Here is a 12950-nt window from a genome sequence, read left to right as displayed (position 1 = left end):
TGTCATATGGGCGGCCTCGCCCATCGACATAGGAAACCTCGCGCCCTAGGCGCACGGCAAAGGAGGAATTGTGGGAGTTATCGGATATGGTCTCGGTGTTATCGGTGCCGGCCTCGCCATCGGCCTTGCTGCATTCGGCGCCACGAGCGCCATGGCTCGCCAGCCCGAGATCCAGGGTCGAGCCTTCACGGTCTTCATCCTGGCATCCGCGTTCACCGAGGCGCTGGGCCTCATCGGCTTCGTCGTGACGCTCATCTCCTAGGGCATCGCTCGTGTCCTCAAAGGAGTTGACTATGAAGTATTCGAACCGCGCGCTCATGGCTGCGGCCGCCTCTCTTGTGGCGATGATGCCTGCTACCGCGTTCGCCGAGGGTTCCGCCGGCGGCCCGAGCATTCTCATCCCCAACATGGCAGAGTTCGTGCCGGCGCTCATAGCGTTTCTCATCATCTTGGTGGTCCTGAGCAAGCTTGCCTGGCCTAAAGTCCTCTCGATGATGGAGGAGCGCGAGAAGCGCATCGCCGACAGCCTTGATGAGGCTGAGCGCACCAAGCAGAAGGCCATCGAGGACCGCGCCGTCTCCGATGCCCTCGTCACCGATGCCCGCCGCCAGGCGGCCGACATCGTGCTCGAGGCGCGTCAGGACGCCGAGGCCGAGCGCGCCCGCATCATCGCGGCGGCGCATGCCGAGGCGGAGGACATCATCGCCAAGGCGCATGCCACGGTCGAGGAGGAGCGTCGTTCGCTCTACGCCGATGCCGCCGGCACCATCGCCGACCTCTCGGTCTCTGTGGCAGCGAAGATCGTGGAGAAGTCCCTTGATGAGGATGGCGAGCAGCGCCGACTCATCGAGCAGTATCTCAAGGAAGCGGGTAGTCTGAATGCCAACTAGCCGCAGGGAGAACAGGGTTGTCGAGACCTACGCGCGCTCCCTCATGGAATCGGCCAAGGCTGATGGCAGGGTGTTCGACGATCTCAAGAATCTTGAGGTCCTCGCCCAGGCCTCGCCGGAGCTGCTGGCAGCGCTTTCCTGCATGGTCACGCGCGGGCAGCTGGACATGCTCCCGCAGGTGGCCGAGGCTTTTCGCGCCATGGCCGACGAGGACGAAGACGTTGTGGGCGTTACCGTGACCACGGCGATTCCGCTCGATGACGAGCTGAGGGCGAAGATCCGCGCCCGTCTCGAGCAGGATCTCGACCGCGAGGTCTTCCTCATCGAGCAGGTCGATCCAACCATCATCGGCGGCCTTGTGCTCGAGGCCCGCGGCCAGCGCCGTGACGTCTCGGTCAAGACGCAGCTTCGTGCCGCGCGCAAGACGCTCGTTGAAACCACTATGAAAGCAGGAGGTGATCTCGCATGACGGACACCTTGAAGATGGAAGACATCGCTCAGGTCCTGGCGCAGCGCCTGGACTCGCTCTCTGCGGTGGTCGACACCCAGGAACTCTCCTACGTCGATGAGGTGGGAGACGGCATCGCACGCGTCTCGGGCCTTCGCGGCGCCATGGCGGGCGAGCTTCTGGAGTTCAAGAGCGGACTCACCGGAGAGACCGTCTATGGCCTCGTGCAGAATCTTGAACGCGACGAGGTGGGCGCGGTGTTGTTCGGCAACGTCGCCGTCATCCGCGAGGGGGACGAATGCCGCACCACGGGCCACATCATGGATATCCCGGTCGGCCGCGGCATGCTTGGTCGCGTGGTGAATCCCCTGGGCGACCCCATCGACGGTCTCGGTGAGATTCATACCACCGACTACCGCCCCATCGAGTTCAAGGCTCCCGGCGTCATCGACCGTACGCCGGTGTGCGAGCCGGTGCAGACCGGCATCCTCGCCATCGATTCGATGATTCCCATCGGACGCGGCCAGCGCGAGCTTATCATCGGCGACCGCAAGACGGGAAAGACCGCCATCGCCATCGACGCCATCATCAACCAGCGCGGCAAGGACATGGTCTGCATCTATGTTGCCGTGGGACAGAAGGCGTCCACCGTGGCGAGCATCCGTGAGACGCTTGCCAAGCATCACGCGCTCGACTACACCATCATCGTGTCTGCGACGGCTGCCGACTCGGCGCCTCTGCAGTACATCGCTCCGATGGCGGGCGCCGCCATCGGCGAATACTTCATGTACAACGGCTCAAACGGGAAGCCCGCCTCGGCGGACAACCCGGGCGGTCACGTGCTCGTGGTCTATGACGACCTCTCCAAGCAGGCAGTCGCCTATCGTCAGATGTCGCTTACGCTGCGCCGTCCGCCCGGACGCGAGGCGTATCCCGGCGACATCTTCTATCTGCATTCCCGCCTGCTTGAGCGCGCGTGCAAGCTGAGCCGCGAGAACGGCTACGGCTCCATGACCGCGCTTCCGCTCATCGAGACGCAGGACGGCGACGTGTCTGCCTACATTCCCACCAACGTGATCTCCATCACGGACGGCCAGATCTATCTTCAGAGCGACCTGTTCCACCAGGGGCAGCGCCCCGCTGTCGACGTGGGCATCTCGGTGTCTCGTGTCGGCGGCGCCGCCCAGGTGAAGTCCATGAAGCAGGTGTCGGGCTCGCTTCGTCTCGACTTGGCATCCTACCAGGAGCTCGCAGGCTTCTCGCAGTTCGGCAGCGACCTCGACCAGGCGACCCAGCGGCAGCTCACGCACGGCGCCCGCATGACGGAGCTCCTGAAGCAGCCGCGCTTCCGCACGCTCGACGTGGTCGACCAGGTTCTGGCGCTCTTTGCCGGCAACGAGGGTTTTGTGGACGATCTGCCCGTCTCGCAGGTCATTCCTTTCCGTGACGAGTTGATCGCCCATATGGACAGCTCGTTTGGCCAGCTGCTCGAGCGCCTGCGCGCCGAGAAGGTGGAAGGCGATCTCGCCGACAGGCTGCGTCAGGCCATCGCCGATTTCAAGAGCGACTTCGTGGCGCGTCGTGCGACCGCCCCGGAGACGCCTGCGGCAGAGGTCAAGGAGAACTAGCTCCATGGCAAACCTTCGCGACATCAAGAAACGCATCACGTCGGTCACCAGCACGCGGCAGATCACGCGCACGATGGAGATGGTTTCCACCGCCAAGATTCGCCGCGCGCTTGACCGCGCGCAAAAGGCAGAGCCTTACAAGCGTGCCCTCACCGACGTCATGCTCACCGTTGCGCAGGACGCTGAGGCGGCGGGCACCAGCGACATGCTCACTCCCCATGAAGGGGTGAGCCGCGGTCTGGTCATCGCCGTGGCGTCGGATCGCGGGCTTGCCGGCGGCTTCAACGTCGTCGTCGAGCGCGAGGCCGAGCGCATCGGGCGCGAGTGGCGCGAGCAGGGCGCAGAGGTATCGATCATCACCTGCGGACGCAAGCCCAGCGAGTATTTCCGGCATCGTCCGGAGCTCGTCATGCACTTCGAGGGGTCTTCCGCCGAGCCCGATTTCGAGCAGGCGCGCATGATCGCGAGCTATGTGTGCGACGAGTACGCGCAGGGCAGGCTCGACGAGGTGCAGATCGTCTACCATCACGCGCGCAACCGAGTGGACCAGCAGCTGCGCGTCGAGCGTCTGCTTCCGCTGGATGCCGAGGCCGTCGCCATGGCACACGGGCCGCGCAAGAACGATGACGAGGGGCCGCGTCGCGTCTCCTCTTCGTTCAGCTTCGTGCCGTCCGCTGCCCATGTTCTGGGCAAGCTCGTGCCAAGCTACATCCTTACGGTCATCCACCAGTCGCTCATCGATTCGGCTGCCGCCGAGCAAGGGGCGCGCCGCAAGGCGATGAACTCCGCGACGGAGAACGCCAACACCATCATCGCCACTCTTACCCGCACGTATAACCGCGTGCGCCAGGGGTCCATCACCACCGAGCTCAACGAGATCGTTGGCGGAGCCTCAGCATTGGAGGAACAACAATGACAGACACCATCAGCCGGTCGGCGGTGCAGGAGGCCGTAGAGCGTCCGACCGCCGGCGAAGGCCGCATCGTCCGCATCATCGGGCCTGTCGTAGACGTGAAGTTCGACGGGGTGGTTCCCGCCATCTATAACGCCCTGACCGTCGAGGCCGACACGCCGATGGGGCATCTGAGCACCGTCCTCGAGGTCGAAAGCCAGCTTCCCGGCGGCGTCGTCCGCACGGTGGCCATGACCTCAACGGATGGCCTGACCCGTGGCATCGTCGCCGTTGACACCGGTGAGCCCATGAAGATGCCGGTGGGCCCGGGAACGCTGGGCCGCGTGTGGAACGTGTTGGGCAAGCCGGTGGATGGCAAGCCGATGCCCGAGGTCGAGGACTACTATCCCATCCATCACCCCGCCCCGCATTTCGACGAGCTCACCACCAACACCGAGATTTTCGAAACGGGCATCAAGGCCATCGACCTTTTGGAGCCCTATATCCGCGGCGGCAAGACGGGCCTGTTCGGCGGCGCCGGCGTGGGCAAGACGGTGCTTATCCAGGAGCTCATCAACAACCTCGCGCAGGAGCACGGCGGCACGTCGGTGTTCACCGGCGTCGGCGAGCGCACGCGAGAGGGCACCGACCTGTACCTCGAGATGAGCGAATCGGGCGTCATCGATAAGACCTGCCTGGTCTACGGGCAGATGAACGAGCCGCCGGGAGCGCGTCTGCGCATCGGCCTTGCCGGCCTCACCACCGCGGAGTATTTCCGCGACCGTGGACAGGACGTGCTTCTGTTCATCGACAACATCTTCCGTTTCTCGCAGGCCGGATCCGAGGTCTCGGCGTTGCTGGGCCGCATGCCGTCGGCAGTGGGCTATCAGCCCACGCTTGCCACCGAGATGGGCGACCTTCAGGAGCGCATCACCTCCACGAAGACCGGATCGATTACCTCGGTTCAGGCCGTCTACGTGCCTGCAGACGACCTGACCGACCCGGCACCTGCCACCACCTTCACCCATCTCGACGCCACGACGGTGCTTTCGCGCTCCATCGCGTCCTTGGGCCTGTATCCTGCAATCGACCCGCTTGCATCCACCTCCGACGCGCTCGATCCCGCCATCGTGGGCGAGGAGCACTATCGCGTCGCGGTTAAGGTCCAGGAGATTCTGCAAGAGTACTCAGACCTTCAGGACATCATTGCCATCCTGGGCATGGACGAGCTTTCTGAGGAGCAGCGCCTCACGGTTTCCCGTGCGCGCAAGATCCAGCAGTTCCTCTCGCAGCCCTTCCACGTGGCAGAGAAGTTTACCGGCAACCCCGGCGTGTACGTACGCGTCGAGGACACCGTGCGCTCCTTCGCCGAGATCGTCGATGGCAAGTGCGACGATTTGCCCGAGCAGGCGTTCCGTTACGCCGGCACCATCGACGACGTGCGTGAGCGCGCTGCGAAGATGAAGGAGCAGTAAGACCATGCACGTCCGTATCGTGTGTCCCGAGTCGCTCGCCTTCGAGGGGGAGGCCGCCTTCGTGGCGCTTCCCTCCACCGACGGCGAGCTGGGCGTCCTGCCGCGTCACGCCAGCGAAATCTGCACCATCCAGGCCGGCTATGTGCGTGTCTCGGACACCGAGATGGGCACGGCGAGCCATGTCTTTGCGGTGAGCGGCGGCTATGCCGAGATAACCGAGGACGAGGTGGTCATCTTAGCCGAGCGTGCGGCGGACGTATCTGTGGTTGACCATGCAGAGCTTCAGGCGAAGGTCGAAGGTTTTGAAGACCAGCTGAGTAATTTGTCTGAAGATGATGCACACCGTGCCTACCTCTATAATGAAATCGCATGGTGTAAACTCCTGCTCGCAACGAAATGATCGGCAACGCTGCCGATCATTGACAGCGGCCAACATCATGCCCGGGAGCGCAGCGCGCCCCGGGCTTTCTTTTGAAAGGGCAGACTTTGGATATTATTCGCGTTCATGGCGGACGCTCTATCGGGGGCAAGGTCCATGTCTCGGGTGCTAAGAACTCGGCGCTCAAGCTCATGGCGGCGACGCTGCTCGCGCCGGGAGCCACGACGCTCACCAACGTTCCCAATATCTCGGACGTTCATGTCATGGGCAAGGTGCTCAAAGGCATGGGGGCGACCATCGAGGTGGCCGACGAGCATACCCTGGTCATCGACACCTCTACCGTTGATTCTTGGGAAGCTCCCTACGGGCTGGTCGCCAAGATGCGCGCCTCGACGGCCGTCATGGGCCCGCTTTTGGGGCGCTTCGGGCGTGCGAAGATCGCCATGCCGGGCGGCTGCAACCTGGGCGCGCGCAAGATCGATATGCACATCCTGGGGCTCGAGGCCCTTGGGGTGAGTTTCGACACCGACCACGGCTACATCTATGCAAACGCCGAGCACGGCATGACGGGCAGCCTGGTGTCGCTCGAGTTTGCAAGCGTGGGCGCCACCGAGAACCTCATCATGGCGGCTGTCCGCGCAAATGGCACCACCACGATCGACAACGCGGCGCGCGAGCCTGAAATCGTCGACCTCGCCAACATGCTGAACGAGATGGGCGCCAAGGTCACGGGCGCCGGCACCCCGGTTGTGACCATCGAGGGCGTCGAAGAGCTTCACCCCGTGACGCACCAGGTGATCGGCGACCGCATCGAGGCGGGTACGTTCATCGTGGCGGGCGCTCTGGCCGCAGACGATCACGGCCTCGAGGTCACCGGTTTCAACCCCCACCACCTGGGCATGGTGATCAAGAAGCTCGAGCTCATGGGCGTTCGCTGCGAGCGCACCGAGGACGGCCTGCGCGTCTGGCGCGCTCCCCATCTGCGCCCCGTGGACATCCAGACCCTTCCCTTCCCGGGATTCCCCACCGATATGCAGGCGCAGATCATGATTTTGAACGCGCTTGCCGATGGTGTTTCAGTTATCACCGAAAACATCTTCGAGAATCGCTTCATGTTCGCCTCCGAGCTGCAGCGCATGGGGGCAAACATCCGTATCGAGAGCCACCATGCCATCGTGCATGGCGTGCCCGCCTTGTCGGGTGCCCAGGTAGTTTCGCCCGATTTGCGCGGCGGCGCGGCGTTGGTCGTTGCGGGCCTGGTCGCTGAGGGCACCACCGAGGTTTCGGCCATCCACCACATCGATCGTGGTTACGAGCGTTTCTGCGAGAAGCTTACTGCTATCGGTGCCCGCGTCGAACGTGACGCAATTCCCGACCCCGAAGAAGACTAGAGCAGGAACCACGTATGAGCATCCGGAAGAAGCCCATTCAGAATTCCCGGCGACCGACGACAGGTGCGGCGAGTCGAATCTACAGCCGCGAGAACGTGGGACGTTATTCCGAGCGCGCCCGTCAGCGTCGTACGCGCAAGCGCGTTCGCAGGGGGATTCTCTGCGGCGTGGTGGGCGTGCTGTTGGTGGGCGTCGTCGCGGCAGGTGCCTGGTTTACCAGCATCATGAGCCGACTGAACGACAGCTCCATCATCACGAGCGCCCTTCAGCAGATCCTTGTCGACTCCGACGTGACCCGCGAGCCGTTTTACATGCTTCTTCTGGGCACCGATGGCCGCCAGGACGGAGAGGTGGAGCGTTCGGACTCCATTATCCTCGCGCGCATCGATGCGCCCAACAAGCAGGTGACGCTCATCTCGATCCCGCGTGACACCAAGGTCACGATCGATGGCGGCACCTACAAGATCAACGCTGCCTACTCGCTGGGCGGCGCGGAGAAGATGGTTCAGGCCGTCAACGACCTCTGTGACGTGCAGATCTCTCACTATGCCGAGGTCAGCTTCGAGGGCATGAAGTCGCTCATCGACGCTGTGGGCGGCATCGATATCTACGTGCCCGAAGGCGACGAGGTGGACGACCCCGAGGCCGGCCCTGTCAAGATCGAGGCTGGCCAGCAGCACATGGACGGCGAAGCCGCTCTCACCTTCAGCCGTGCTCGTCACCAGTTCCTCGACGGCGACTACACCCGTATGCGCCACCAGCGCATGGTGCTGGGTGCCTTGGCAGATCAGATCCTCAACAAGCTCGATCCGACCACCATCGTGTCGCTGGTCGAATCGGTGGCGAACATGGTTGTTACCGACTTGAGCGCGTCGGACATCGTCGCGCTGGTAAACGCCATGCGCGGCATGGACACCAACAACATCTGGTCGGCGAACATCCCGTCCTATGCAAACGAGAGCACTTATATCAATGGACAGAGCTACGTATTCGTCTATGAGGAAGCGCTCGCCAAAATGATGGAGCGCGTGGACGACGGCGAGGATCCGCAGGGCCCGCAGTCCATGGGGGAGACGGGGGATTCCGCCACGATTGGGGACCTGTCGAACAACAGCAACGAGGATTGGGCTTCCGGTAACGCCACGACGGGCTCAAGCTCGAGCTCTTCGTCGGACGGTGAATCTTCGACGGCGCAGTAGATTACTCCTGATGCACCGAAAAGGCGGCGAGGCCCCATCGTGGACCTCGCCGCCTTTGCTCATCTATGCAAAGCGCGCAACAAGCTCCTGAAGCACGTCGACCATCGTTACGAGCGAGCGAACAGGAATAAACTCATTGACGCCGTGGCAGCAGTAGCCTCCGGTGGACAGGTTGGGGCAGGGGAGCCCGCGGAACGAGAGCTGCGCACCGTCGGTGCCGCCACGGATGGGGAGCACGCGCGGCTCGACCCCTGCGGCGGCGAACGCCTCTTTTGCCACGTCGATAAGCTCCGGATAGCCGGCGACGATCTCGGCCATATTGCGATACTGGGGCTTTACCTCTATGGTCACGCGCTCTTCGCCCTGCTGCGCGTTGATGAAGTCGGCAGCGCGCCGCATGAGATCGACTTTTGATGCGAACTTTTGCGCGTCGTGGTCACGGACGATATAGCGGGCGGTTGCATGCTCGCAGGTGGCGGAGACGCCCTCCAGGTGAATGAAGCCCTCATACCCTTCGGTGTGCTCGGGGCGCATGGGGGCGGGCAACAGGCCGTGGAAGGCGGTGAAGAGGTTGCCGGCGTTCACCATGCGGTCCTTGGCATCGCCGGGGTGTATCGAGTAGCCGCGGAAGCGTACGGTCACTTCGCTGGCGTTGAAGCATTCCCACTCGAGCTCTCCGATGGGCCCGCCGTCGACGGTGTAGGCGTAGGAGCATCCAAAGGCATCGATGTCGAGCAGCTCCGCCCCATGGCCGATCTCTTCGTCCGGGCAGAAGCAGACGCCCAGCGGGGGATGGGGGAGTTCTGGATGATTGCTGAGCCGTGCGACGAGTGCCATGATCTCGGCGATGCCCGCCTTGTCGTCAGCTCCAAGAAGCGTGGTGCCGTCGGTGCATACGAGGTCCTCGCCCACGAGGTCCCGAAGCGCGGCGACCTTTTCGGTGCCGATGGCGACAGGCTTGCCGTCGACGATGCCGCAGACCAAGTCGCCGCCCTCGTAGTGCACCACGTGGGGCCTCACACCGAAGCCCGAGACCACCTCGGTGGTATCGAGATGCGCGATGAGGCCCAGGCGGGGACGGCCCTCGGCTCCCGGGCTTGCCGGAATATGCGCCGTCACATAGGCATGGTCGGAAACCTGGACGTTTTGTGCGCCCAGCGCGCGCAGCTCATCGGCGAGCAGGCGTGCGAGGTCAAACTGTATGGCGCTCGAGGGCACGTGGTCGGCATGCTCGTCGCTCGACTGGGTGTCGACTTGGACATAGCGTAGAAATCGAGTAAGGACGTCGGGACTGGTGGTGGATGAGGTCGATGCCATGGGCTCCCCCTCGGGTCGATTTTGGATGTTGCCAGGGCGCAAGACTGCGGCCCTGGACCTACTCTAGCACGGCAGCGCCGCCGCGTTTTGGCATGTCGTGCATGTATGAGGCGCCGATTGTTGCGGTAGAATCAGCTGCAATGACAACATTGAGAGGGGACGGCATGGACACCACTGATCGCTCGCGCGAGCTTCACCTCACCATGGCCAATGAGGACTATCTTGAGTGCATGGTCCGCATCGAGCAGGAGGAGGGCGCCGAAGGCGGCGTCCGGTCGGTGGATATTGCGAACAAGCTGAACGTGTCAAAGGCGTCGGTGAACAAGGCAGTCGCCGCCCTTAAGGCACAGGGCCTTGTCGAGCAGTCCCACTATGGCAAGGTGATGCTCACGCCTCAGGGCCGCGAGGTGGGAAAGGCGGTTTGGTACCGTCATCGCTTGCTGCGCACGTTCCTGATCCAAGAGCTGGGCGTGGGGTTTGAGCGTGCCGACGCGGAGGCATGCATGATGGAGCACGCCCTTTCCGAAGACACGATGGACCGCTGGCTCGCGTATTTGGAGAACCAGGGCGTCACGGTGGTGGAGGACTAGTCCATGGGCGGCGTTGTCCAAGCGTCGGGCTCCACGCGTTTCGACCCATCCTATTACAACCGCTCAGGTGCCGCCGATTTGATGGAGCGCCTGCATGACGAGCCCATGCTCATGCAGGGGCCTGTAGGGAGCGTGCTCATGTCCGGTGAGGGCTCGTCCGACGTTCCTCCCGCATTTTGGAATATCGCCGAGCCCGAGACGGTCGAGAGGGTGCATGCGCTTTACGCTGCTGCCGGCGCCCAGATCATGCTGACAAATACGTTTCAAGCGTCCTCTCCGGCGCTCGTGCGCGACGGAATCGAACAGGGCGCCGACGAGGTGAATCGCGCCGCCGTGGCGTGTGCCCGCGCGTGCTGCCCTCAGTTTGTCGTCGGTTCTATCGGTGCTTGCGGCATTGACTGGTTTGAGAAGGAGACGCCGGCGTACCGCGCCGCCCGTGCCGCGTACCGCGAGCAGGCGTATGCCCTTCTTGCTTCTGGCGTCGATGCGCTCATGCTCGAGACGTTCGTTTCGATTCGCGAGCTCGAGCCTGCGGTCGCCGGCGTTTTGGATGTCGCCGAGGGCATGCCGGTGTGGATGAGTTTTGCCATCGACGACGAGGGCAGCCTTTTGGGCGACGGCCTCAATGTTGAGGCCGCCGTGGTTTGGGCTGAGCGCCACGGGGCGTCTGCCGTCGGGGTGAATTGCTGTTCGGTTGATGCGGCCACACGTGCGGTGCCGCGCATGGCCGCCTCTGCGCGCACGCCGGTTATGATTCGCCCGAATGCCGGGTCTCCCAGACGCGACGAAGACGAGCGCCTGGTATGGGCGGAAGATGCCGAGGCGCATGCGCGCGCCGCTCGTGTCTGGGTCGATGCGGGGGCGCATCTCGTGGGGGGTTGCTGCGGTACCACGGCGGTCACGACCGCCGCCCTTGCCGAGGTGCTCGAGCTGTAGGAGGGCGCCACCCGGCACGATCGCCCAGGGTCCTGTGCCTATGCACGGTGTCCCGCGCCGTGGGTCCTTCCGGCCGGGCTCCTCTACCGCGGTCGAACGGAATGCCTCGTCTGGCGAGCCCCCGTTTCGAATGAAGCGACGCCCTGTGTTCAGCCTTTTGCATATTCTGTCCGCGCCATGCAGGTGCGGCGCATCCCGGTCTCCTCTGGGTATATCTTCCTCGTATGGAACAGCCCTGAGAGGAGTTTGCGCGTGGGCGCGATCATTCATTTTGGAACCGATGGGTGGAGGGCTCGGCGCGACGGCGACTTTACCGAAGAGGCCGTTGCCCGTATTGCCGCCGCCGCCGGAGAGCTTTGGAGCCGGATGGCTCCTGGGGCCATCGTATATGTAGGTTACGATACGCGTCCGGGTGCCGAGCATTTTGCTTGCCTGGCGGGGCGCGTTCTTGCGGGGTGCGGTTTGAACGCGAAGGTGTGCGACAGGCCGTCGCCAACACCTGCGGTCTCGTGGACTATCGCGCACGACCAGCGTGCCTGCGGCGGTCTGGTGGTGACCGGATCGCACAATCCTCCAGACTATCTGGGCATTAAGGTGCGCATGGACGACGGCGGCACGGCGTCCGATGACTTCATCGACCTGCTCGAGGAGGTTTTGGAGCCAACGGCCCCATCCATACACGGCGCAATTCAGCGAACGGACTTCGTAACGCCCTACCTTGACGAGCTGTGCTCGCGGGTCGATGCGGATGCCATCGCGCAAGCGGGACTTCGCGTGGTGTACGACCCTCTCTATGGCGCCGCGCGGGGATGTTTCCCGCTGGTGCTCGGCGCGCTCGGCATCGAGTCGGTGGAAATCCATAGCGCAGACGACGCGGACGCCGAGGAGATTCATCCCGACCCCATCGAGCCTTGGGTCGATGATTGCGAGAGGGCGGTGGTCGAACACTGCGTGAGCGCCGGGCTGATCAACGATGGAGATGCGGACCGAGTGGGTGCCGTTGACGAGCACGGCACGTTTGTGAGCCCACACAAGATCATCGCGCTCGTCGCGGGGCATTTGGTGCGAAACCGCGGCATGCAGGGTCGTGTGGTGCTCAACCTGTCAACATCGACGCTCACGAAGCGCGTGTGCCGCGCATTGGGTTGCCGCGTGACGGTGCGCCCGGTTGGCTTCAAGCATATATATAAGGAGATGTGCAAAGGCGACGTCCTGATCGGTGGCGAGGAGGCCGGAGGAATCGGCATTCCTGCCCATATGCGCGAGAGAGACGGCTTGTTGGTGAACCTGATGCTTTGCGAGCTGATGGCACAGACAGGGAAGACCCTAGGCGCGCTCGTGGCGGAAATGGAGGAAGCCTTCGGAGCGCTCGTATATGGCAGACGAGACCTTCGGCTCGAAAACGAGGTCATTGAAATGTTCAGGACGATGCTGCCGGGCCTGAACCCCCATGAGATCGCAGGAGAGACGCCTGTTGCGGTAAGCCACATGGACGGGCTCAGGCTAGAGTTCGCTGACGAATCGTGGCTGCTGCTTCGTCCAGGGGGAACAGAGCCGGTGGTGAGGGTTTATGCGGAGGCGCCCACGGCTCGGCGAAGGGATGCTCTTCTCGAGGCGGGCTGCGACCTTGCGCGAGGAGGATTCGCTTAGAGGTAGAAGGCAGAAGAGCGCTACAGGACACGCCGCACGAAATAGAAATGTGTGCACCTCGTGGAGACGCGGATTCCCGCCCCCGGGGGCGCCGAGGTCTGGCATTATATCCCCTTGCCGCGCGGCCCCGAGCCGCGGGGCGTGCACCTTGAGAA

13 protein-coding genes are annotated in these 12950 nt (G+C 63.5%); 12 read left to right on the top strand and 1 reads right to left on the bottom strand.

What is annotated here, in order from left to right; all coding sequences use genetic code 11:
* Positions 1-70: 70 nt before the first annotated feature.
* The 9 genes from H6A15_RS08500 to H6A15_RS08460 all read left to right on the top strand — a co-directional run bounded on the left by H6A15_RS08500 (position 71) and on the right by H6A15_RS08460 (position 8302).
* Positions 71-262, top strand: coding sequence for an ATPase (locus H6A15_RS08500; RefSeq protein ID WP_087356603.1), 192 nt, complete (start codon positions 71-73; stop codon positions 260-262).
* 31 nt (positions 263-293) lie between these two features.
* Positions 294-890: a F0F1 ATP synthase subunit B gene (gene atpF, locus H6A15_RS08495; protein WP_204673324.1), complete on the top strand. Its 597-nt coding sequence runs from the start codon at positions 294-296 to the stop codon at positions 888-890.
* A gap of 43 nt (positions 891-933) precedes the next feature.
* A complete protein-coding gene (locus H6A15_RS08490) occupies positions 934-1359 on the top strand; it encodes a F0F1 ATP synthase subunit delta (RefSeq protein WP_239462476.1) in 426 nt (141 codons plus the stop codon).
* Positions 1356-2966 carry a F0F1 ATP synthase subunit alpha gene (gene atpA / locus H6A15_RS08485; RefSeq protein ID WP_204673322.1) on the top strand — a complete coding sequence of 537 codons (1611 nt, stop codon included), beginning with the start codon at positions 1356-1358 and terminating at the stop codon, positions 2964-2966. The genes H6A15_RS08490 and atpA overlap by 4 nt, the downstream gene beginning before the upstream one ends.
* 4 nt (positions 2967-2970) lie before the next feature.
* Positions 2971-3882, top strand: a complete 912-nt coding sequence (gene atpG / locus H6A15_RS08480; RefSeq protein WP_204673321.1) for an ATP synthase F1 subunit gamma — start codon at positions 2971-2973, stop codon at positions 3880-3882.
* Complete coding sequence (gene atpD, locus H6A15_RS08475) at positions 3879-5333, top strand: F0F1 ATP synthase subunit beta (RefSeq protein WP_204673320.1); 1455 nt, start codon at positions 3879-3881, stop codon at positions 5331-5333. Before atpG ends, atpD begins: the two co-directional genes overlap by 4 nt.
* A gap of 4 nt (positions 5334-5337) precedes the next feature.
* Positions 5338-5733, top strand: a complete 396-nt coding sequence (gene atpC / locus H6A15_RS08470) for an ATP synthase F1 subunit epsilon (RefSeq protein ID WP_204673319.1) — start codon at positions 5338-5340, stop codon at positions 5731-5733.
* A gap of 86 nt (positions 5734-5819) precedes the next feature.
* Positions 5820-7103, top strand: a complete 1284-nt coding sequence (gene murA / locus H6A15_RS08465; protein ID WP_204673318.1) for a UDP-N-acetylglucosamine 1-carboxyvinyltransferase — start codon at positions 5820-5822, stop codon at positions 7101-7103.
* A 14-nt stretch (positions 7104-7117) separates the two neighbouring features.
* The gene (locus H6A15_RS08460) at positions 7118-8302 is read left to right on the top strand and encodes an LCP family protein (RefSeq protein ID WP_204673317.1); all 1185 of its coding nucleotides are present in this window, start codon (positions 7118-7120) and stop codon (positions 8300-8302) included.
* Positions 8303-8365: 63 nt separating this feature from the next.
* Here the strand turns inward: H6A15_RS08460 and pepT are convergent, their stop codons facing one another.
* The gene (gene pepT, locus H6A15_RS08455) at positions 8366-9619 is read right to left on the bottom strand and encodes a peptidase T (protein ID WP_204673316.1); all 1254 of its coding nucleotides are present in this window, start codon (positions 9617-9619) and stop codon (positions 8366-8368) included.
* Positions 9620-9783: 164 nt separating this feature from the next.
* On the opposite strand from pepT, the gene H6A15_RS08450 reads away from it, so the two are divergent.
* From H6A15_RS08450 to H6A15_RS08440, 3 genes are all read left to right on the top strand, one after another.
* Positions 9784-10209, top strand: coding sequence for a metal-dependent transcriptional regulator (locus tag H6A15_RS08450; protein ID WP_204673315.1), 426 nt, complete (start codon positions 9784-9786; stop codon positions 10207-10209).
* A gap of 3 nt (positions 10210-10212) precedes the next feature.
* The gene (locus H6A15_RS08445; RefSeq protein WP_204673314.1) at positions 10213-11145 is read left to right on the top strand and encodes a homocysteine S-methyltransferase family protein; all 933 of its coding nucleotides are present in this window, start codon (positions 10213-10215) and stop codon (positions 11143-11145) included.
* 252 nt (positions 11146-11397) lie between these two features.
* Positions 11398-12795 (top strand): phosphoglucomutase/phosphomannomutase family protein, encoded by a 1398-nt coding sequence (locus H6A15_RS08440; RefSeq protein WP_204673313.1) that lies wholly within the window; start codon positions 11398-11400, stop codon positions 12793-12795.
* Positions 12796-12950 lie beyond the last annotated feature (155 nt).

It is taken from the genome of Enorma phocaeensis (genome assembly GCF_016901575.1).
Lineage (GTDB): Bacteria > Actinomycetota > Coriobacteriia > Coriobacteriales > Coriobacteriaceae > Limicola > Limicola phocaeensis_A.
The sequence above is the reverse complement of the archived record's forward strand: the minus strand, read 5'-3'. Positions and strand labels throughout refer to the sequence as shown.